A 21,121-nucleotide genomic window follows, 5' to 3' on the forward strand; every position below is an offset into this window, starting at 1 on the left:
TTAAGACTCCCTGCATCCTGAATGACACGATCTCTAACGGAGGATTTAGACTTTAAAAAATACTCATGGCTTATTTTGAACGAGGCCCATTGCACTTAAATCCATTTCGTTAAACTCGCTGATTAGGTATTATTGTTTAAGTACTGCATCATGCCATCCGCCGCTGAAATGGCTTTAGAGTTCATTTCATATGTTCGCTGAGCTTCAATCATTCCGATTAACTCTTCGACCGTATTAACATTAGAAGATTCGAGCGCGCCTTGGGTTAAACCACCGGCTTCTGCGGTTTGTGGATTATTGATATTTGCGGTACCGCTGGCGGTAGTCTCTTTATAAAAGTTATGCCCTATCGATTCAAGCCCGGCCGGATTAATAAAAGTCGCCAACTCTATTTGGCCTACTTGATTTTGTGCAACATTACCCGGCTGGGTCACATAAACCCCACCATCTCGAGTAATTGAAATACTCGTTGCATCTTGCGGGACATTGACATTTGGTTCGAGTAAGTAACCAGAGGAGGTCACCACATCACCATTTTGATTCATCTGAAAGGAACCATCACGTGTATACATTAAATTTCCATCCTGGTCTAAGGATTGAAAAAAACCTTTACCTTCAATAGCCACATCCAATTGGTTATCGGTCACCATCAAATTACCTTGAGTATGAATCTTCTGTACACCAATCGCTTTCACCCCCGTTCCTAATTGCAAACCAGAAGGCAGTGTATTGGTTTCATCTTGGGTTGCTTGCGCACCTGGCTGACGAACATTTTGATACAGTAAATCATCAAACTCCGCCCGTCCTGCCTTATACGCATAAGTATTGGCGTTGGCTAAGTTGTTGGAAATAGCCGCTAAACGAAACTGCTGTGCTTCTAAACCAGTTTTCGCTATATAAAGTGCTCTGTTCATTTTTCTATCTCCTTAACCTATTTCAACGACAACAATGAATCTGATTTTTGTGAGTGCGTTTTAGTGGTCGACATCATTTTGACTTGCATCTCATATTTACGAGACAATTCAATCATATTGACCAGTGCGGTGGCGGTATTCACATTACTGCTTTCTACTGCGCCACTGACAACCGTAACGTTCTCTTGAACCACTGGAGCTCCTCCCTCTTTCAAGCGGATAAACCCATCCAATCCTTTTTCTAAATCTTGTATATTTGGTTTGACCAACTTTAGGCGGTCCAAAACCACTAACTGATTACTCGGTGAGTCGGCTGGCACAATTGAAATGGTGCCATCATCACCTATCGTAATGCTTTTGGTCGGCGGAAGATTTATCTGGATGCCCGTTTCATTCAAAACTGGGTTGCCTTTCACATCCACTAAATTACCATTTTCCAGTACCTGCAAGCTGGCACTGCGAACAAATGCTTCATCGCCATTCGGTGCTTGAATGGCTAAAAATCCATCTTCTTTAGTCACAACATCGAGCTCTCGCCCAGTGACTTTAATAGCACCCGCTGAAAAATCAGTCGCTGGGCGTTCATCCATTGAATACGTTCGCGATGCCAAACCTGGACCCTGTACATGCTGCGCTCTAAACACATTGAAATCTTGTTTAAAGCCGTCAGTATTTGCGTTCGCCAAATTATTAGAGTTATTTGCTTGTGAAAGCATGACCTCTTTGGCACCACTCATAGCAATGTACAACATACGATCCATGACTTGTTACTCCGATAAATCCGTTTATATCCAGTCAAAAAATAAGAAAGCGTTAATCACGAATAATCAACGCAATCTAAAGTTTGGAACTCTTTATTTGATTGGGTCTAGTGCCCGAGTGAGTTTCCCTTGTGTGTTAGCATTTTGACATGCCTTATCTTTTCAAAGGATGTATAGCATGGAGTGTGCCAGATTATTCAATATTTAAATTAAAGGTTTCAGGAATCGGCCGATAAACTTATTTGGAGAAGTCTTGCCGGGTGGCAAAAGAGTTGCCGGTAAGACCAGAAAAAATTGTAGGTTAAAAGTTAAAACTTACTATAGGTTTAGAATCGTTTGCGTTAAGGTTTGTGACGTTGAAATAACCTGAGCTGAGGCCTGGTAAGTTCTTTGAATTTGAATCATATTAACCAATTCAGCGGTCGTATCTACATTGGAGTACTCTAACGAACCCTCCACAATAGAGCCCATACCATTAGTTTCTGGTGTACCCAATTGAGCCGGTCCAGAATCATAAGACTGAGCATAAGCCTGCCCTCCCAACTTCTGCATCGCATTTTTGTCGGTGAAATTAGCAAGCACCAACTGCGCGACCGCCACTGAACGACCATTTGAATAACGCGCCTCAATGGTACCATTCTGACCCGTTGCCAACCCAACTAAGTCACCAATTGCATAGCCGTTTTGCGTCACACCACGAATATCATAAGAGCCAGAAAACTCTGTCATTTGCTCATAATCTGTGGTCATCGAGATAGGATCAACCGCACCTGTAATCGGATTGTTAATTAACCAACTCATAGAAGGGGCTGTTGTCGTCGTATCGACCCAGTCTAAATCCACATTCACGGCAGAACCATCAATTGTAGTAACACCAGCATTTGCTGAAGAAGGGACCGTGCTATTAGGCTTACGGACTTCTTGTAAAACGCCCTTATCATCAAATCTTAATTCACGTAATACAGCGCTATTGCCACCATTGGTTTGTGCCGTCGTATCATTATCAACACCACTTGGCAACCAGGTACCGCTTACTGCATCATAATCCTGTACCGTCGTTTGCACCATCCAACTAGTATATTTATCTGAGGTTCCATCACCATTAAAATCTGATGCACTTGCTGGAAGAGGCCCGGCGGTTCCACCGTCAACCACCCCACGTTTATAGAAATCAGTGGTCATACGATGCTCGCCACCCAAAGAATCGTGAATGATTTTATTGGTTGAAAAGTCTGGAAACCCCTCATAAGGAATGGCGGCCGTTGCCGGATCAAGTAATGCGTCTAAATGGGTCGCCGTTCCCACCGTCCCTGTTGCAAGAGAAACATTCCCTGTCGAAACATTATAAGCCTCTTGACCATCGACATTGATATCGAATGTCATTTCAGAAGTCGAGTTAGGTGTTTTATTCAATGCATCTAAATCAATCGAGCCTAAGGTTGTGCCAAATACAGGAATACTATCAGTCGAAAGAGTCGAATTTAACGCATAGCCCTGAACTTCGTTACCCGCCTGATCAGTTAACAAACCTCCTGCATTTAGCTTAAAAGAACCATTTCGAGTATAAATATTGTCGTATTTACCCGTCTGGTCGGCTAATATAAAAAAACCTTCGCCATCTAATGCCATATCGAGTTCTCGACCAGTATTATTAATGGTTCCTTGAGTAAAATCTTGCGTAATCGATTCAACACGAACCCCGTTTCCGGCTGAGTTTTGAGCTCCAGAGAACATATCGGCAAACTCTGCTCGGGAGCTTTTAAAGCCAACTGATTGAGAGTTCGCTAAGTTATTGGAAATAACGGATAATCCGGTAGACGCCGCATTGATACCACTTAATGCATTTAAATCGAAATTCGCAGCCATAATGACTCTCCTAGGTGTGTTTCGAATAACATCTTAAAATGTTATCTATTCTGTATTTAACTTTACGTTCGGTTATTGCACAGGGGTAGACTGCGTTAAACAGCTCACCCATTATTGCGTTTAACCACTAATTTCACGCACAGTTTCCATGGCGACCTTTTCACCCGTTGCTAGGGTTAAGGTCATAGAACCATTACTATTTATTCCAACTGAATTCACTCTGGATGCCACAATCGTATCAATTGACTGCAACCCACCATCTGGATTTGTTCCATAAGCCGTCAATGAGTAAACGCCATCGCCTTTGGTCACATCAACATTATCCAAACCATTCCAATCCACTCTTTTTTCGCCGGATTGCATATCCGCAATACTCATTTCTTTGACAACCCCATTAGCATCACTAATCACGACTTTAACATCCGTTAAAGGAACCGTCGTGTTTAAACTAAACTGTGAAGTCTGCCCTTGAATATGAGAAAAATCCTCTCCCGAGACCTGCACATTTTTACCAATCAGTGAAGCGCCCTGCATGGTTTGTACATTTTGAAAGCTACTCGCCATCGCCAACAAAGAACTATTCATTGTATTGGTGGACTCTAACTGGCTCATCTGAGTTAAATCAGTAACAAAACTCGTCGGGTCCATCGGTTTAGAAGGATCTTGATTTTGCATCTGCGTTGTTAACAAACGTAGAAAATCCGCCTGACCCATTTGTTTGTTTGGCGCAGAACTTGCCGAATTTGTGTTCTGTTGCATTGCTTTTAAATAATCAGTATTGCCGGTTGTAATGTTGGGTAGTAAATCTGCCATTTTAATTCTCCCTTACCTATTTGCCGAGCTGAATCGTTCTAAGCAAAAGCTGCTTTGATGTATTCATAACTTCGATATTCGTTTCATAAGATCGAGAAGCTGACATCATGTTCGCCATCTCCTCAACTACATTGACATTCGGTCTAAAAATATAGCCTTCGGCATTCGCCATCGGGTGGTTCGGGCTAAATTCCATCTTTAAAGGGGCTTGACTCTCGACAATCTCTTTAACACGGACACCGCCACGAGGTTCAGATTTATTGCCTTCCAGAATAGTCTGAAACACCGGCTGCTTAGAACGGTAAGTATCTTCCGCGTTGGAACTAATACTATCGACGTTAGCCATATTAGATGCGACGGTATTTAAACGCACCGTTTGCGCATGCATCGCTGACGCAGAGATATCTAAAATATTAAACATTGACATATTTACTCTCCTAAACCGTTAGCCTATTCCCCTCGAATAGCGCTACGAAGCCCTGTTATTTTTCCGTTCAAGAATTCAAGTGTGGCTGTTTGTTGCATACCGTTTTCCATGAACTTTGCTTTTTCAATATGCGATTCAACGGTATTGCCATCTAAAGAAGGCTGTGTTGGTTGACGGTACATTAAATAACTTGAAGTGCTGGCAAAGCTATTTGCATCACCGTCTATGTGACGACTATTGGTTTTAGCCATCGCACTCGTTTCAAAACGGTTTGTTCCGCTAGAAGCATCTTGCAGAGCCGATCTAAAATCTAAATCTCGGGCCTTAAAATTTGGTGTATCAGCATTTGCTAAGTTGTTCGCTAGTATCTCAGCACGTTGCTCGCGTATTTTTAAGGCGCTTTCATGAATTCCAAATATTGATTCGGCCATAACAATTCCTTTCTAGGCTTTTTATTCCGATGCTGAATTCAGAGTTATTGGCATTCGCATCTTTATTTATGAAAATACCTAGCAACACAAGTGCCAAACTTTGTTTTTTTGGACTTTTTTATCGAAAAAGAACTAAAGAAATTCAAAATTGAGGGTATTCGGCCAAAGATTGCAAAACTTTAGACCCACATTGAAATAAAAAGGCGAATCTGACCAGGTGTACACAAATGCTCCTAAGGTAGAAAATGAAAAAAATAATGAACGACATAAAGCTGACCAGGCCTGGTTGTTTTTTGACAACTCTTTTTAGGCTTCAGAACAAGTTATTAAAAGGCATATATTAAGACGATAAAGATATAACAACCGGATAGTTCTTTTGCCCGCCAGGAGCAGAAACAAAAAAGCCAGCCTTATGAGAGGCTGGCTTACAAAAAGAGACTGTTGCAATACCTATTCTGAATAGAATTAGAAAAGTGCGGCTACCAAGCTTTGACTAGGTCTCCCACTTGAACGATGCCTTTTTTGGCGGTTACTTCAGCTATGGCAAACTTTGGTAAAATCCGTTTAATTTTTAAGAAGGCTCCGGGTACCTCATCCGTTCCGAGATTAACACCATTGATGCGCACCGGTCGGCCAGTTTTGTGATAAACCGCTAAATCATCACCCACCTTGGCGCCCGATGCCGAATTCAGATAGACAATGTATTCATTATTGCGCACATCGATAATTTGGCTTTCAAACGGCTTGCAGTGTAAGAAATCAAGCACATCAGTAGTTTGTTTCTCTAATAATGCATGAAAGGCCATTCCGGTATCGGTGGCAAAAAAGGCATTACTGCCAAACGGTCTGTCACGACCCACCGTTACATCACCTTGCAAATCAAAACCTTGCCTCATCTGGTGCACCGTTCTATTTTTCATTAAATCAAGCACATACCAATCTACTTCTATATGACGACTATCGGGTTTAACCTCGAGATTATAAAAACGCTTGGCACCATTTAGATAGCCATCATTTTGATGAGCTGAAAGCGAACGAATCACCGTTAATAATAAATACTGTGCCCCCGTTCTATCTCGGATTCCAGATAATAACTCTGGGTCTAAATTGGGTTCCACGATGATATTAGGCTGTAAATCTACCGGCTCTAGCAATAGACTGAAGTTACGATACCCCTGAAGTTTGATGCGGCGCTCTAACTCTTGTTGATACCCCATTAATAAATTAGAAACATCATTTGCTTGGTTGCCGTGCGCGATGACTACTGGGGCAACAGCTAAGCGAGTTTGATACTGATTACCGGTTAAATCAGTACAAACACCCCGATCTTCCGTCAGACAAACATTCAAAGTCACCTCATAGTTAAGGGGCCCTTTTTTAGTCTGCCCATACATATCATAAGGATCTTCTAGACCTTCTTTTAAAACCGTAAAACCTTTTACCTTACTGCTGGACGTAAAACGTGAGCTGTCTAACGTGACTTGGTATTGCTCAACGGATTGATCCGTTTTGACATTGACATTATTGTGAAGACTTGCCATTTTTAGAGCATCTCTAATGGCCATTTTACGCGCAAAGGAGTCATCAACTCCATTTGTGCTGGCAACTCCTTTCACATCCACACACATATTATCATTGGATGGAGCAGTGGTGGATAACGGTTGCACAGGTTGGGGTGATACGTCAGCAATGGATGGTGTTTCTACGCAGCTAGATTCGCTCTGAATACAGAAAAGATCTGTCAGGCCTGCCTGGCTATTTAAACTTAGCATCACCAGCAGTAAGCCGAACATTTGTTGAAAACCTGACATCAAGACAATCCCTATTATTTATTGAAAACACCCTTAAAGAGCTATAAAATAGATCATACAACCAATGCAGATTCTACTTCTTCAATTCTGGCCACAATGGTTTCTGCGAGTTCATCAGAGTGCCATTTTGATAAGAACACATTAGCACCAACTTTTTCAGTCAACGTATCATTAAAACCGCCACTCAATGAAGAGTTTAAAATGACATACAGATCTTTTAGACGATCATCTTTACGGATGCTTGTGGTTAAGGTGTAGCCATCCATTTCTGGCATTTCGATATCAGAAATAACCATTAATACGCGATTACTAACTTTATCGGCAATGCCTTTATCTGCCTCATCTGCCCACTTGGTCAAAAAGTCCAAAGCTAACTTACCATTATTCACAATTTTATTGCTAATGCCCATCCTATCTAAAACGCCTTTTAATTGGTTTCTTGCGACAACCGAATCGTCTGCGCCCAACACAAAATAATCGTGACCGTTGGTGACCGCCTTATGCTTTGAAATATACTCTTCAGACAACTCTGTCGAAGTACCAGAGACCTCTACCAATACTTTTTCAACATCGACAATTTCAACGATTTGATTTTGTGCACGCGTTATTCCAGTTAAATAGTTAACACCCATTAAAGAGGCAGGTGGAGCAAGAATATCTTCCCAGCGTAAATGTACAATGCGGTCTACATCCTCTACCAAGAAGCCTTGCACGGAACTATTAAACTCCGTCACAATCGTTAAACTTTTTGAGTAGTTTTCAGGCGCAATCTCCTCAAGATCCAATGCTTTGGCTAAATCAATCATAGGCATCGTCTGTCCACGAATATCAGCCACACCCACAATTCTTGAATCCGACTTTGGCACTGGAGAGATCGCTGGTGTACGAATGACTTCACGTACTTTAAACACATTTATCCCAAACAGTTGCTTACCTTTAATAGTAAACAGCAGCAACTCCATACGATTCATTCCTGCTAAGGATGTTCTTTGGTCAACCCCGGTTAGAAAGCTAGACATCTTAACGCCACCTTACTCATTGTTTGTTTAATCATCTGTTGTGTTTTCTTATTCATTTATTGAAATTGTTTAAATCACTTTATTTGGTTGACGGTTCTTATGATAAAGCCATCACTACAGTGTAATACACTGCAACAATAAACTGACTTAATTTAAAGTGACCTTTAAAAGCCATTTCAACTCATGTTAGTATTAGCGTATGAATTATCCCATTCCAAAAATAATAACGCTACTGCTAAGTGCTTGTATGACCTTGAATATTCAAGCCCAAGAGCCTCCTGCCTCAACCAGTCATCAATCGTTGGATGAGATTCATAACCTTGTGTCTGAGGATATAAAGCAAAAAATTGGCCAACAAATTTTTGAGCCTACAATTAAACTCAGAAAATTAAGCTCAACTTTAGAATTACCTCAATGCCAACAACCGCTTGAACTCAATGATAGAAGCCCTGATGAAACGATTGGACGAATGACCTATAGCGTAAGTTGCCATCAACCTAACTGGCGAGTTTTTGTACCGGCTGTCGTTGACGGCAAACAAGCGGTAATAATGACCACTCAAGGAATTCTAAAGCAGGCCGTTATAAAGAGCGAAGATCTGAAACGAGTTCTCTTGCCTTATAAGCAAGTACGAAGAGGCAGTGTTATTAACTTAGACACCGCAATCGGCATGAGGACAAAAAAATCGATCAGTGCCAATAGCATCCTTAGAATAAAAGATTTACAACCCCCCTATTGGGTTTTTAAAAAGCAACAAGTTACCTTGATTACGAAGGTTGGCAGTATTCAAGTGAAAACCAAAGGCATCGCTTTGCAAAACGCCGTTGAACAACAACAAGTCCCTGTCAGAAACAGTAATTCTGATAGAGTCGTAAAAGGCATAGTTATTGCTCCAAACACGGTATACATTCCATAAAAAGTGTTAAAGGGTTCAGCTAAACAATTCAAAAGTCCCTGTAAGCAAAAAATTGAATTTTCTTTCGAAAAAATGTTTTTTTTACTAAAGCTTTCTTAAAACTGCCGATATAAAAAGTAGAAACCAAAAACAATGCTGTTAAAATGACAGCGAAAAGGTGTGAGGCCATAAGATGGATATTAAAAATTTAAACAGCGGTGTACCACAGACCCGCTCAAACGAGTCGGTTAAAAACCCAAGCCAAGCGCCAACTAAAAACAGTTCTGCGCCTGCATCTCAACCCAACACTGATAAAGTCACTCTTACCCAAGCATTTTCTCAAGTAAGTAATCTTGAACAAAAGGCATTGAGTTCAAATATTGATAATTCTACGCGTATCGCTGAACTTAAAAGTGCGATTGAAGATGGCTCTTACCAGGTGGATGCCGAACGTATTGCGGATAAACTGATGCAGACCGAAGCTTTATTCGCCCGACTTTAAGCAAGTGTAACGACTACGACTAATGGGCATTAAAGTAAATTATGATTCAAACAGATAACATTCAAAACAAACAGCAACTAACCTCACTGGTTGCTGAGTTAATACGTCTGTTTGAAAGGTTTTACATCTCCCTGCAAACGGAGTCAGAAGCCTTAAAGAAAAATAATTCGGAACAGCTGATTCTAACCTCGGCAACGAAGCAAGAACAACTAGAAGAAATTGCAACAATGACGGCCGCGCTAGAGTTAAGCCTTAAAGCCAGTAAATTGACACTTAGCAATCTATTCGAATTAAACACGCCTACAAGGCTCCCCAAATCACTCCAAGAAGCAGGCCAAAAATTGGTCGCTATTTCGGATCAATGTCAAGACTTAAACCAAGCGAACGGCATGACAATACAAATATTGAGCAATATTAATAATCATGCTCTTAATTTGATCTCAGGAAAGGCTCAACCTAACATACAACTTTACGGCTCTAGCGGCACCACAACCACTGCATTGAAGGCCAAAACTTCTCTTGGCAAGGCTTAGAAAACGATTCCCCACCTCTTCTTACTCATCAGCACAGTACACACACGCTTGTTTTCATTCCATTGTAATAGAAATTGGCGTATTTTCTGCTTACCCTTTACCAACTCATTTTATAAAAAAATGAAGAGTATTTGATACGCTAAGGCGTTTTATACTACACTAGATTAATAAGTACTTTATATTAGTAACACTTACCTAAAAATACACTCAAGCTACCAGAGAGAAGACAAATGCGAAAAGATAAACGCTCCTTTTACCGAATTGATGTCATGATGCCATGTAGTTATCGCATTCTGTCACACGAAGAAGCCTTGCTAACCGCTCTTCCCGTGTCGGCTGATGCTAAGTATATTGAAGAGTATTTCATGGAAAATTTAGCGCAACTTGACCTGCAAATTAATGAGGTTATCTCCCAAATCAATCAAAAAAGTTCTTTGGTCGCGACAGCTCTTACAGCCATGAACAGTAAAATTAATTTTGTCTTGCAGACGATTGATGAGAAACAACTGACCCGAGCAATCCCACAAAAACTTGTTAACTTAAGCGGCAGCGGTATTGCGATTGATATTGAAGAAGACGTTCTTATCTCAGATAAAATTGATCTCCTCATCAAACCCCTTGAGAATGAATCGCCCATTTTAGTGCGTTGTGACATTGTTAAGATTACGCCTTTAAATGACAATTCAGAAGGCTCAACGATTGCGCTCAATTACCAAAACTTAAGTGAAGATGACCGCCGTAAATTAGTTTACTTTATTCAGGCTAAAGAAATCGAATCTGCTCAAAAGGAACGTCATAATAAAACACATACTCGTTAACTTTTTTGAGGCTCAACTGAACCGAAAAATAGACATCCAATAAAAAACCCGGTAAATTCCCGGGCTTTTTATTGGAGTAAAGACATAATAATGATGACGACATCATCAACTAAGGAAAGGCATAACGCTTATCCGCTCTTTGGCTCTTACGCTCTACACCTTCCTCGCCTTTTAATAACTTATCGACTTTCTTTTCAATCACCTTCACTTTAGCTAAACTTTTATCGATCTTAGAATCTTGTGCACGGCGCAGATATTCTGATTGTTTAATTTTGCTATCTTGTTTAGCGACCTTGCTCTCCAGCACTCGTACACGCGTACTGATGCTTGCCGCATCTGCAACTCCCTGCCAAACAAACAGACTTAAAAACAGGGGGATTAATACTCTATAACGAACCATATAAAACCTCTCCGAATTACTACTGGGACTTAAGCCCAACACCAAGTATCCACACGAGAATCAAGACTAATAAGAAGTAATTGTATAAGCTGCTTCAGGCTCTACCGCTCTGGCTTTATTAGAGCTATAGACAAACGTGTCTTCAAAGAAACGTTTATCAACATAAACTTCTAATACGGTTTCGTAGTTATTATCAGCCATTGGCGTCACACTTACCATTCTAGCACCACGAACGACGGCATTGACACGCGCTCTAAAACTATCGTTTTTCGCCGTCAGCGTCGAAACGGCAGTATTACTGTCAATTTTAATACCATATAGTTGCTCAGCAAGCGCACGGTAAGCATCTAATTTTGAAGCACGAATGGCCATTAATCGACGTTGTCCCGCCGTGTAAGCGCCAAAGGTACTTTCGGCACCATAACCAATTCCAGAGATTTTCATCAGTTCAGGCTTTTGTCCCACGACTGCTCTAGTCGAAGCTTGATGTGTCACCACTTCAGGTGCCATAGTCGCTGTTTTGTTTTCTGAACAACAAGGCTGGCTTTGAACACAACCACCTAGTGTAAGCGTCGTCGCGAGACTTGCCATTAGAACAGTTTGCTTTTTCATTGCCTTATACTCCATTATTTACTCAAATATTTATTTTAGAATTTTGTGAACTTACTTAGTAAGAACATCGATTAACACTGTTTTTACATCGCAAATCTTTGACATAATAAACAGAGTCAACCTGATGCTTTTTATCTATTTGTTTTGTGGAATAGTAATCGGGTACTGAATACTGAGTACCCGAGAACCAGTGCCAATCACTCTCTTCTGCTGACGTATTAGGAGTGTCACTAATCGAATTAAGCGAAGAACACCCCACAAAGAAACTACAACAGACAATCAACATTAAATTTTTGGCCATCATAATGCGCGCCCTATTCTGTAATATTCGTGGCAAGTCACTCAACGCTTAGACTCTATGGATAGGAATCTTTAACCGATTGATCATAAAACATTCCATCAGGCGCTGTATATTGATAAGGATTAGCATCTTTAACGGCCTTCTCCTTCTTAGCTTTTTCTACCTTTTCAACTTCCGCTAACTGCTCCATCACGATTTGTTTTTCAACCATTTTTACGCTTTTTAGTAATACCTGATATTGTTTCTGAATGCTCTTAACTCGGCTATTAACTTCATCAATTCTGCGCTGTGCTTTTATCATTTTGGCGTTCACTGCTGTAACTTTTAATAAGACCGCAGGGTCTACTTGAGTCGATATGACGGTAGCCACGTGCGTATCAGCCCCTGGGGTAGTGGCAGCATTAGTCATTTTGGAAATTGTTCCGGGGTCATTTGCGACAACGCTACTTCTGCCTAGACCCAGTGGATCAAGTATTTCTGTTTTAGGAGTGGCCACTTTGGTCGAAACAGCCGTTGCCAAATCCGTGACTAACTGTTCTAGCTGAAAATTAAGTGCATCTAATTTTTTCTCAAGCAATTGAACAGACTTAGTATTTTCTGACAAGGATGCGACACCTTGTTCAGAATTCACCTTAATCGATTCAATCAGGGTAATTGTTTCATCATCAACACCTGCCGAAGAAGCGGCTAAAGCACTCCAGACACCAATACCGATTCCAGTTAACACAAGAACGATCAACGTAGAGCTGAAAATAATGATCAGTTTTTTTATTGAATCCATATCTTTTGCCGCCATTTGAGGGTGTTGTTTGGTTTGTGCCGTAGCACGTTTAGAAAGAACGTCATCTTTATCGGCTATATCATCCACACTAGCCCGTTCAACATAGGGTTCCGTACTTGACTCTGTTTTTGAGACGGGTGGCGAATCCATTGATCCTTCTGCTTCGTCCAATGCATCAAGCAAGCCATCCGCATCATCCAGACCATCTTCTAAAGGAGCTTCATCTATTTCGGTTGCCGCATCAACAGGCACATCCTCGGTTAAATTATCTGCAGAATCATCAACAGCAGCTTCTAACTCTGCTTCATCGAGCAAAGCATCAATACTGTCTAAATCATTTGGATCAAATGCATCATCAGAGGTCGCCACGCTTAATTTCCTTAATAATATGCCACAACGTGTCCTAAAAGAGTTCAGACGACATTGAATGTTATTTGTTTTACAAGACTGACGCTACCGTCCCTGAAGGATTATTTAGTGAATGTTTCTGAAAATTCAGTGACACGCTCTAAAACACCTTGATCTACCCAGTAAATAACCGGCAACAAATGAAATTGTCCTGTCATATTTGAGGAAACGGCCCCAAATTCGGTATTTATATGCAAATTCTGACCATCAGAAATGGCTGAATTTTTAACAATTTCAATTGCTACTTGACCCAAAGCATAAAACGGGCCATTTATATCTTCCTGCTGGGTATTTGATTTTATGAAAGCAAGCTCCGCTTGAGTATAAACAGGCAAAATTGCATAGGTTTGCTGCCAGGAGGCAAGATTCTTACGAAGAGAATCTAGAGTGGGTGTTTGATTTGGATACCAGATATGGGTAATTTGGTTTAATTGGTAAAAATCCAAGATAGGACCTACTTGGATCGCTTTATTTTGGGGTATAAAACTCACTACAGCTTCAATATCACGCCTAGGTCTTGGAGTGAATTCGAACGTGCTCTCAGTGACTCTTTGCAACCATCGGTAGCGCTCTTCTGAGCGATTGATGTTCATTGCAGCTTCAATAGACTGTCCAACCGTTTTCTCTATGGTTTGATGTTGATATTGCCCTCTTGAATTTAAAGATGACCAGGCCTGGTAGAATTCAGCTTCGAGCTTTTTAGCGGATTCACTAGAGTCTGTTAACGCAAGTACATTATTAAACTGGTTATTTTCTAAAATAGAAAGTATCTGACCCAACCCTTTTGATTTACTTGGAGAGAAAGCACGTTCGTATCCAACAAGAGCATTCATCGAGTTAAAGTAAAAGGTTGGAATACCCGTCTTAAGTCCTTGCCACTGCTGTGCAGTCTGTTTTTGCAGCGGACCAAAGATGAAGTCAGGATCATAGTATTTAACGATCTCCCACAATTCAAACACCGTCTTATATATAGCCGTATCAAATACCGCTAAGGAGCCCTGAAAAGAATTGGCTTCCAAGCCACTTTTCAAACCTGAAAGAACCTTATTACCGGCTTGCGCATAGGGCCCTGTGAGAGGTAGTAAAATCACTATAATCGACTTATCTGAAATATCAGGGAACCTTAAGGGTTCCATAGAGCTGACATACAAAGAAGAGTTCAACGCATTAGCGGATGAATTAGAGGGGGTTTGAGAAGACCGTTTAGCCATCGTCAAGTAGAGCTTCAGGACAGCTAGACGCTTTTGAAAAACGGGCAATACAACCATACGATTAAGTTGATTAATATAAATTCTAACCTGATTTATATCACTATTTTTTTGAGCCAACTCAGCTCGCAGAAGAATAATTTCTTGATCAATCCTCTCAACCTGGTTTTCTAAATAATTATTTTGGGTTGTTTTTTTGCCTGATGTTAAGGGGTTTGCAGGCCAATCCCCTTGTGCTATTAACTGATTATCGATGGGTTTTGAAGACTCCATAGACACTAAGTCTTGCCATGCTGTTGTTTGAGAGGCAAAGCTTGCCATAGGCAAAATACTGCCGATCAATATGACTCCTCTTACCCATTGCATTACCCTCATACCTTTATGAGCCCGAAGCCATGCAACTCATCCTTGCAACGCGGATTGACCGAGTGACTTAGAAACAATTTCATAAACATCTTTTGAAAGGGTTGAACTCGCCAAGATTAGAGTAAGCGCTGAATGCATTTTCTTTCTTCTTGATTCATCATAACGTTGCCAATGGGTAAACGGCGCGACAATTCTTGCTGCCACTTGAGGATTTAATTTATCCAATTGAATGATTTGCTCTGCTAAAAACTGATAGCCTAACCCATCCTTTCGATGAAATCCTAATACATTTACTCGGCCAAAGACACCCAGAACACTTCTAACCCGGTTGGGATTAGTAAGTGTAAAATCGGCATGTTTTACCAATTCCTGCACATGTTCAAAAGCATGAATATGATGTGAAGCGGCTTGTAAGGTAAACCATTTATCCAGCACTAAGCTATCATTTTTCCAATGTTGGTAAAAGTGCTCTAAGCAACTTACTCTGTCGGCATGACTTGAATGAGAGATTGTCTCAAGTGCAGCTAATACATCGGTCATATTCTCCTGCTGATAATATTGCTCTTTACCCAATACAAACTGCTGTGGCAACAGCATTAGATAACGTAAACAAGCATTTTTTAACTTACGCGATGCTATGTCATCTTTATGATAGCGGTAAGCGCCACCAGACTGATTCAAACGCTTATAAACTGCCAATAAATCCGCTTCAAAATGCTCTGCTAAAGCGGTTCTTAACCACTTGTGCGCATGGTACACCGCATCCACATTAATCTCTTCAAATTGCTCACCAATATACGTTATATCTGGCAGAGTAATTGTCAATGAGATCAATCCAGCATCCGCTGAATGATCTTGCAATATGCCTGAAAAGGCTTGCTTCATAGCTGAAGAAAGCACTAGTTTCTGACCTTTTTCATAGCACTCTATATTGACTTTCAATGCCTTTAAGGCGAGAACCTGGAAAGACTCCCAACGTACAAAACTGTCTGAATCGGTTGAAGCCAATAAACTTAACTCAGAATCACTATAGTCATATTCAAGATGGACCGGTGCAGAAAAACCTCTTAAAAGTGAAGGGATCGGTTTTGCCACAATTGAAGTGAACGTAAATGTCTCAGTTTGCTGAGTCAAACGCAGCACCGCCTCTTTTCCTTCACCCATAATTTTAGTCGCGCTATCAACATCAGGAATGAGTTCTAATAACTCACCTTGCTCTGAAATAAGCGCAATTTTAATGGGTATCAGAAGTGGCTTAAAATCCTCAATGGCTCCTTCGAGATATTGATGACACTTAATTTGAAAAGTCTGTGATAACGCATCGTATAACGTTTCAACTTTTAAAGTCGGCGTTCCCGCTTGTACGTACCAAGCATGCATTTGTGATAGATCGACACCATTAGCATCTGCCATTGCATTTCTGAAATCAACAACCGTTACAGCCTGTCCATCATGTCTTAAGAAATATAAATCCATCCCTTTGCGAAAGCCAACTTCACCTAACAGTGTATGGTACAAACGAACAACCTCTGCACCCTTCTCATATACCGTTACCGTATAAAAGTTATTCATTTCAATATACGATTGCGGCTGAATCGGATGCGCCATTGGTCCAGCATCTTCTGGGAACTGATTACTTCTTAAACGTTTCACATCTTCGATTCGTTTCACCGCTGGTGACAACATATCAGCCGTGAACTCTTGATCTCTGAAAACAGTCAATCCCTCCTTTAATGTCAACTGAAACCAGTCCCTACAAGTCACTCGGTTTCCAGTCCAGTTATGGAAATACTCATGTCCGATAACGGCTTCAATCCCTTCATAATCAACATCAGTTGCCGTATCCGGTTTGGCTAATACAAACTTGGAGTTAAAAACATTTAAACCCTTGTTTTCCATCGCGCCCATATTAAAGTCATCAACAGCAACAATCATATAAATATCTAAATCGTAAATTAATCCAAAACGAGCCTCATCCCATAACATCGATTTTTTCAGAGATTCCATGGCATGTTCACACTTATCTAAGTTTCTTTCTTCAACATAAATTTTTAGGGCGACAGAGCGTTTTTCTGCGGTGATAAATTGATCTTCAACACACTCTAAATTACCTGCAACTAGCGCAAATAAATAGCAAGGTTTCTTATAAGGATCTTGCCAGACAGCATAATGTCGATTGCCATCAATATCCCCTGATTCAATTAGATTCCCATTGGATAATAGCACTGCATTATCAGCTTTATCTGCAACAATCTTGGTGGTAAACAACGTTAAAACATCCGGACGATCAAAAAAGTAAGTAATCTTTCGAAAACCTTCTGCTTCACACTGTGTACAGTAATTACCACTTGTACGATACAAACCTTCTAAAGCTGTATTCTTTTCAGGCGAGATGATTGTTTTAATAATCAATTCAAACTCACTTAAGCCTGTCATTATCGTCAAACTTTCGGCATCAACAACACATTGTTCAATGACTTCTTGCCCATTCAATAATACCGATACTAGCTCCAACTCTTCGCCCGCTAAAACCAGATCTTCATTCGTAGACACACGCTGTATTTGCATCGTGTTAATAACCTGAGTTTTGGTTGGGTGCAAGTCAAACTCGAGCAACACTGAGCGTATTTCAAATTGCGGTGCTTGATAATCTTTTAAATAATGAACAATAGGAGATTCAGAGGTCATGAAAAGCCTTCTTTTAGGAATGTAACAAACAAAAAAGCCTTTCTATCTGAATGATAAAAAGGCTTTAACAAAGATAGCGATTACTCTCGCAAAACTTTAGTTAATATGAAAACTCAGCACGACGATTTTTAGTCCAAGCTGATTCATTATGCGCCTCATCGATAGGACTGTCTTCACCATAACTTACGACAGTAATACGCGCAGGACTAACGCCTTCAGCTATTAAAGCATTTTTAACAGCTTGTGCACGACGCTCACCTAATGCAAGGTTATATTCGCGACTACCACGCTCGTCAGTATGACCTTTAACGCTGACAGATACAGATCCGTCTAACGCCATATAGTCGGCATTGCCTTTAATAATTTGATAGTCTTCTGATTTAACATCAGAACGATCAAAATCAAAATGAACGACCTTACCTTGAATACTCGCTAATAACTCCGCTTTTTGTGTTTCTAAAGCCTGTGCAGCGGCAAGTTGAATTGCAGCAACATCTTGTTCAACATGATCTGCAGCCACCTGAGTAGCTTCTGCATCAGCTTCCACCGTTTTTGGCGCTGAACTACACCCTACTAATGTTAATCCCAAAAGACCTACCAAAAATAATTGTTTAACGTTTTGAATAGACATGTTTTTTCTACCTTAATTTATATGAATTTATACACTGCTAATATACCTGAAATGAGATAAAAGAAAAGTGCTTTAGACTTCTAAAGTTTATTTAGGCAGTCATTTTTAAAAATAATTCGATTATTGCATCATGAAGCGAATAAATGTGTTGAAAAAACTAACGACTAATGAATACCTGGGTTAATGAGCCATATTCGTGAACGAATGAGACGCTTAAGGTGATCTATCTCTATCCGCAATTTAAGTTAGACATACCGAGGGATAAATTGATTGAAACCGATCTGAGGTTCCAATAACCTTCACACCTGAACCTTTAGCTGCAAATAGCGAAACCAGCTAAACCTTGAAGTACTGTTTTATTATGAATGATCAGCTCCTTCTTTTTCCAAGTTACTATGTGATCAGCATGTAATTTGGCTAAAATTCGTGAAACTGTTTCGGGTGTTAACCCCAGATACAATGCCACATCACGATGTAGGATACCTAACCGGAATTCATCAGAAGCATACCCCCTGCCGGCATAACGCTCAATCATATGCCAAATAAATTTCGCGACTCTTTGATCTGCATTGCGTCTTGTCAATAGTTCGGAATGCAGTCGACACTCATTGACTTCTTTACTCATCGCTGAAAAAAACTTGTGATTGAGATCTGGAACCTGCGTACCTAAATAGCACAGTTGAGCATATGGAAAATGGCAGACGCTTACTGTATCAATCGCAATGGCATTAAATGCATGTACTTCAGATTGTAATGCGTCAATACCGATCATATCACCGGGAAGGTAAAAACCATGAATAATCTCCTCGCCGATATCAGAGAACGAATAGAGTTTGACGACACCTGCCCTAATCACGTACAAAGCTGTGAACTTGTCACCTACCATAAAAAGATGTTGGTTCTTCTTCAAGGGCGCTTTACGCTCTACGATTGTATCCAAACGATCAATATCTTCTTTGGTTAATCCAGTCGAAAAACATACCTTTTGCAGGCCACAATTTTGACAATTGGCACTGAACCCAGCTTTCAACTCACTCATAATCCAACCTATAAACCACAAAAATCATCTTTTTTAGTTTTTTTGTTTTTAGTAGAAGAAGGGATTGTAGCGTACTTACCAAGTTTGGCCTACCTATCTGTAGAGTAATTTTAATGACGCCTTGTTGAATCAAAAAAATCAACCTCTCATAGAGCGACTTGATAAACCAATTGTACTTAAAATATTTGTAAAATTCTATTTGATTAATTTTTAAGCAACTTAATATTTATTGGCTATTTTAAAGAACTTAAGCGCCTTTTTATCTATTTACACACAAAGTTATCCACAGCTTTTGTGGAAAAGACATTGATATTTTTATATAGGGGCATAAAACAATCAACACTCCTACTAATAACACAGTTTCAACAAGTTATATCAATAACATAAAGCTATTAATAGATTTTAAAATTAAAATTAGACAAAATTATGTCAAGCCTTTTTTTGGATTATTCACTTTTTATTTCAGAATAGCCAAATTCATCAAAACTCACTGCCTATGGTAAAATTATCACTTATTTAACATTTTATAAAATAAGCACATTAAACTATCATCTCAGTATTTACAAAAGGCTTCATATGGCAAAGATTCTAGGTATCGGCAACGCTGTTTTAGACATAATTCACACGGTTCCACATTATCCTCATGAAGATGAAGAGATCCGTGCATTTAAAAAATCCATCACCTCGGGTGGTAATGTCAATAACTCTTTATATGTATTAAATCAACTGGGTCACAATACGGCTATTTGCTCAACAGTCGCAGCAGACAGTGAAGCCAAACTGCTCTTGGCAGATTTAAAAAAGCGAAATATCAGTACTGCTTATGTTCAAAAATTTATTCAAGGGTGCACACCCAGCTCATCTGTAACGCTCAATGCACAAAGTGGCCATCGCAGTATTGTGCATTACCGTGACTTACCTGAAGTAACCTTTGATTATTTTGCCAAAATAGAAATTGAAGAGTACGACTGGTTACATTTTGAAGGGCGTAATTTAGGTAACTTGCCCGGCATGCTAAATATTGCTAAGACCTTTTTGACTAACCAACCGATCTCATTAGAAGTAGAAAAGCCACGCGACGGTATTGAAGCTATGATTCCACTTGCCAACCTCGTTATCTTTTCACATCATTATGCCCAAGCGAAAGGCTTTAATGATGGCCATGCCTTGCTGTCTGAAATACAGAAAATAACAACTCACTCAAACCTCGTCTGCACATGGGGTGATCAAGGCGTCTGGTACGCTTCTCCAAATGGAGAGGTACATCATATTCTAGCCGAAGCCGTTAACCCCGTTGTAGATACCTTAGGGGCTGGTGACACCTTTAATGCAGGATTGATTCACTCTCTTATAGAAGGCCATTCATTAACCGAATCGGTCAATCGTGCGAATAAACTGGCCGCACAAAAATGCCGGCAGTATGGTTTGGATAACCTCATGGAAGTTAAACATGCCGATAAACCATTAGCCAACATTAAGCAATTGAGTAATGCCAAAACTCTAACAGTTAATTCGGGAACACGATCGGTTATTCTGATTAAGCACGGAGACTCTGTAAAAGCCTACCTCAATAACTGTCCACATCAAAATGTACCTCTGAATGAGGCCTATAAGATTGATGTAAATCCTTTTGAAAAGACAATGAAATGCTCAGTACATGACGCCTTCTTCAATATTGAAGATGGCCTTTGTATTGAAGGACCTTGTTGGAATGAAGCACTAGAAACCATTGATATTCACATCGACGACAAGGGTAATATTTTTCTGGGTAGCTGATTTTGCGAATTTGACTTGAATTGGATAGAAATAATCATAGATAAATATAAACTGACCAGGCCTGGTCAGCTTATAACATTAGCTTCTTAAGCGTTAATAAATCCTTCAAAAAAGCAGATAA

20 protein-coding genes are annotated in these 21,121 nt (G+C 40.1%); 5 read left to right on the forward strand and 15 right to left on the reverse strand.

Annotated elements, in window-relative coordinates:
- Positions 1-122: 122 nt before the first annotated feature.
- From flgG to F612_RS0105480, 8 genes are all read right to left on the reverse strand, one after another.
- Positions 123-914 (reverse strand): flagellar basal-body rod protein FlgG, encoded by a 792-nt coding sequence (gene flgG, locus F612_RS0105445; RefSeq protein WP_019556744.1) that lies wholly within the window; start codon positions 912-914, stop codon positions 123-125.
- A 17-nt stretch (positions 915-931) separates the two neighbouring features.
- On the reverse strand, positions 932-1,675 hold the full coding sequence (locus F612_RS0105450) for a flagellar basal body rod protein FlgF (protein ID WP_019556745.1): 744 nt from the start codon (positions 1,673-1,675) through the stop codon (positions 932-934).
- A 318-nt stretch (positions 1,676-1,993) separates the two neighbouring features.
- Positions 1,994-3,541 carry a flagellar hook protein FlgE gene (locus F612_RS0105455; RefSeq protein WP_019556746.1) on the reverse strand — a complete coding sequence of 516 codons (1,548 nt, stop codon included), beginning with the start codon at positions 3,539-3,541 and terminating at the stop codon, positions 1,994-1,996.
- A gap of 120 nt (positions 3,542-3,661) precedes the next feature.
- On the reverse strand, positions 3,662-4,354 hold the full coding sequence (locus F612_RS0105460) for a flagellar hook assembly protein FlgD (RefSeq protein WP_019556747.1): 693 nt from the start codon (positions 4,352-4,354) through the stop codon (positions 3,662-3,664).
- 16 nt (positions 4,355-4,370) lie between these two features.
- Positions 4,371-4,781, reverse strand: a complete 411-nt coding sequence (flgC, locus tag F612_RS0105465) for a flagellar basal body rod protein FlgC (RefSeq protein WP_019556748.1) — start codon at positions 4,779-4,781, stop codon at positions 4,371-4,373.
- 23 nt (positions 4,782-4,804) lie between these two features.
- Entirely contained in the window at positions 4,805-5,212 is a 408-nt protein-coding gene (flgB, locus tag F612_RS0105470; RefSeq protein WP_019556749.1) for a flagellar basal body rod protein FlgB, read from the reverse strand.
- A gap of 479 nt (positions 5,213-5,691) precedes the next feature.
- The gene (locus tag F612_RS12245; RefSeq protein WP_019556750.1) at positions 5,692-7,023 is read right to left on the reverse strand and encodes a hypothetical protein; all 1,332 of its coding nucleotides are present in this window, start codon (positions 7,021-7,023) and stop codon (positions 5,692-5,694) included.
- 53 nt (positions 7,024-7,076) lie between these two features.
- A complete protein-coding gene (locus F612_RS0105480; RefSeq protein WP_019556751.1) occupies positions 7,077-8,042 on the reverse strand; it encodes a chemotaxis protein in 966 nt (321 codons plus the stop codon).
- A 247-nt stretch (positions 8,043-8,289) separates the two neighbouring features.
- Between F612_RS0105480 and flgA the strand changes: the two genes are divergently transcribed.
- From flgA to F612_RS0105500, 4 genes are all read left to right on the forward strand, one after another.
- Positions 8,290-8,958, forward strand: a complete 669-nt coding sequence (gene flgA, locus F612_RS0105485; RefSeq protein WP_019556752.1) for a flagellar basal body P-ring formation chaperone FlgA — start codon at positions 8,290-8,292, stop codon at positions 8,956-8,958.
- Positions 8,959-9,130: 172 nt separating this feature from the next.
- Positions 9,131-9,439: a flagellar biosynthesis anti-sigma factor FlgM gene (gene flgM, locus F612_RS0105490; RefSeq protein ID WP_019556753.1), complete on the forward strand. Its 309-nt coding sequence runs from the start codon at positions 9,131-9,133 to the stop codon at positions 9,437-9,439.
- A 41-nt stretch (positions 9,440-9,480) separates the two neighbouring features.
- On the forward strand, positions 9,481-9,972 hold the full coding sequence (flgN, locus tag F612_RS0105495; RefSeq protein ID WP_019556754.1) for a flagellar protein FlgN: 492 nt from the start codon (positions 9,481-9,483) through the stop codon (positions 9,970-9,972).
- A 230-nt stretch (positions 9,973-10,202) separates the two neighbouring features.
- Complete coding sequence (locus tag F612_RS0105500; protein WP_019556755.1) at positions 10,203-10,790, forward strand: PilZ domain-containing protein; 588 nt, start codon at positions 10,203-10,205, stop codon at positions 10,788-10,790.
- A gap of 109 nt (positions 10,791-10,899) precedes the next feature.
- Here F612_RS0105500 and F612_RS0105505 read toward each other — a convergent pair whose 3' ends face one another.
- The 7 genes from F612_RS0105505 to F612_RS0105535 all read right to left on the reverse strand — a co-directional run bounded on the left by F612_RS0105505 (position 10,900) and on the right by F612_RS0105535 (position 19,224).
- Entirely contained in the window at positions 10,900-11,190 is a 291-nt protein-coding gene (locus F612_RS0105505) for a hypothetical protein (RefSeq protein WP_019556756.1), read from the reverse strand.
- Between the two features lie 66 nt (positions 11,191-11,256).
- Positions 11,257-11,802: an LPP20 family lipoprotein gene (locus tag F612_RS0105510; protein ID WP_019556757.1), complete on the reverse strand. Its 546-nt coding sequence runs from the start codon at positions 11,800-11,802 to the stop codon at positions 11,257-11,259.
- Between the two features lie 356 nt (positions 11,803-12,158).
- Positions 12,159-13,253 (reverse strand): hypothetical protein, encoded by a 1,095-nt coding sequence (locus tag F612_RS0105515; RefSeq protein WP_019556758.1) that lies wholly within the window; start codon positions 13,251-13,253, stop codon positions 12,159-12,161.
- A gap of 101 nt (positions 13,254-13,354) precedes the next feature.
- Positions 13,355-14,866, reverse strand: a complete 1,512-nt coding sequence (locus F612_RS0105520) for a penicillin-binding protein activator (RefSeq protein ID WP_019556759.1) — start codon at positions 14,864-14,866, stop codon at positions 13,355-13,357.
- A 36-nt stretch (positions 14,867-14,902) separates the two neighbouring features.
- Positions 14,903-17,554 carry an aminopeptidase N gene (pepN, locus tag F612_RS0105525; protein WP_019556760.1) on the reverse strand — a complete coding sequence of 884 codons (2,652 nt, stop codon included), beginning with the start codon at positions 17,552-17,554 and terminating at the stop codon, positions 14,903-14,905.
- Positions 17,555-17,654: 100 nt separating this feature from the next.
- A complete protein-coding gene (gene pal, locus F612_RS0105530; protein WP_019556761.1) occupies positions 17,655-18,185 on the reverse strand; it encodes a peptidoglycan-associated lipoprotein Pal in 531 nt (176 codons plus the stop codon).
- Positions 18,186-18,498: 313 nt separating this feature from the next.
- The gene (locus F612_RS0105535; RefSeq protein ID WP_019556762.1) at positions 18,499-19,224 is read right to left on the reverse strand and encodes a helix-turn-helix domain-containing protein; all 726 of its coding nucleotides are present in this window, start codon (positions 19,222-19,224) and stop codon (positions 18,499-18,501) included.
- A gap of 576 nt (positions 19,225-19,800) precedes the next feature.
- On the opposite strand from F612_RS0105535, the gene F612_RS0105540 reads away from it, so the two are divergent.
- Positions 19,801-21,000, forward strand: coding sequence for a PfkB family carbohydrate kinase (locus tag F612_RS0105540; RefSeq protein WP_019556763.1), 1,200 nt, complete (start codon positions 19,801-19,803; stop codon positions 20,998-21,000).
- Positions 21,001-21,121 lie beyond the last annotated feature (121 nt).

The organism is Thiomicrorhabdus arctica DSM 13458, from assembly GCF_000381085.1.
GTDB lineage: Bacteria > Pseudomonadota > Gammaproteobacteria > Thiomicrospirales > Thiomicrospiraceae > Thiomicrorhabdus > Thiomicrorhabdus arctica.

Coding starts and splice junctions, on each gene's coding strand:
- F612_RS0105540 (WP_019556763.1), top strand. CDS start 19,801: ATGGCAAAGATTCTAGGTATCGGCAACGCTGTTTTAGACATAATTCAC.
- pal (WP_019556761.1), bottom strand. CDS start 18,185: ATGTCTATTCAAAACGTTAAACAATTATTTTTGGTAGGTCTTTTGGGA.
- pepN (WP_019556760.1), bottom strand. CDS start 17,554: ATGACCTCTGAATCTCCTATTGTTCATTATTTAAAAGATTATCAAGCA.
- F612_RS0105510 (WP_019556757.1), bottom strand. CDS start 11,802: ATGAAAAAGCAAACTGTTCTAATGGCAAGTCTCGCGACGACGCTTACA.
- F612_RS0105505 (WP_019556756.1), bottom strand. CDS start 11,190: ATGGTTCGTTATAGAGTATTAATCCCCCTGTTTTTAAGTCTGTTTGTT.
- F612_RS0105520 (WP_019556759.1), bottom strand. CDS start 14,866: ATGCAATGGGTAAGAGGAGTCATATTGATCGGCAGTATTTTGCCTATG.
- F612_RS0105535 (WP_019556762.1), bottom strand. CDS start 19,224: ATGAGTGAGTTGAAAGCTGGGTTCAGTGCCAATTGTCAAAATTGTGGC.
- F612_RS0105455 (WP_019556746.1), bottom strand. CDS start 3,541: ATGGCTGCGAATTTCGATTTAAATGCATTAAGTGGTATCAATGCGGCG.
- F612_RS12245 (WP_019556750.1), bottom strand. CDS start 7,023: ATGTCAGGTTTTCAACAAATGTTCGGCTTACTGCTGGTGATGCTAAGT.
- flgB (WP_019556749.1), bottom strand. CDS start 5,212: ATGGCCGAATCAATATTTGGAATTCATGAAAGCGCCTTAAAAATACGC.
- flgN (WP_019556754.1), top strand. CDS start 9,481: ATGATTCAAACAGATAACATTCAAAACAAACAGCAACTAACCTCACTG.
- flgC (WP_019556748.1), bottom strand. CDS start 4,781: ATGTCAATGTTTAATATTTTAGATATCTCTGCGTCAGCGATGCATGCG.
- flgA (WP_019556752.1), top strand. CDS start 8,290: ATGACCTTGAATATTCAAGCCCAAGAGCCTCCTGCCTCAACCAGTCAT.
- F612_RS0105450 (WP_019556745.1), bottom strand. CDS start 1,675: ATGGATCGTATGTTGTACATTGCTATGAGTGGTGCCAAAGAGGTCATG.
- F612_RS0105500 (WP_019556755.1), top strand. CDS start 10,203: ATGCGAAAAGATAAACGCTCCTTTTACCGAATTGATGTCATGATGCCA.
- flgM (WP_019556753.1), top strand. CDS start 9,131: ATGGATATTAAAAATTTAAACAGCGGTGTACCACAGACCCGCTCAAAC.
- F612_RS0105460 (WP_019556747.1), bottom strand. CDS start 4,354: ATGGCAGATTTACTACCCAACATTACAACCGGCAATACTGATTATTTA.
- flgG (WP_019556744.1), bottom strand. CDS start 914: ATGAACAGAGCACTTTATATAGCGAAAACTGGTTTAGAAGCACAGCAG.
- F612_RS0105480 (WP_019556751.1), bottom strand. CDS start 8,042: ATGTCTAGCTTTCTAACCGGGGTTGACCAAAGAACATCCTTAGCAGGA.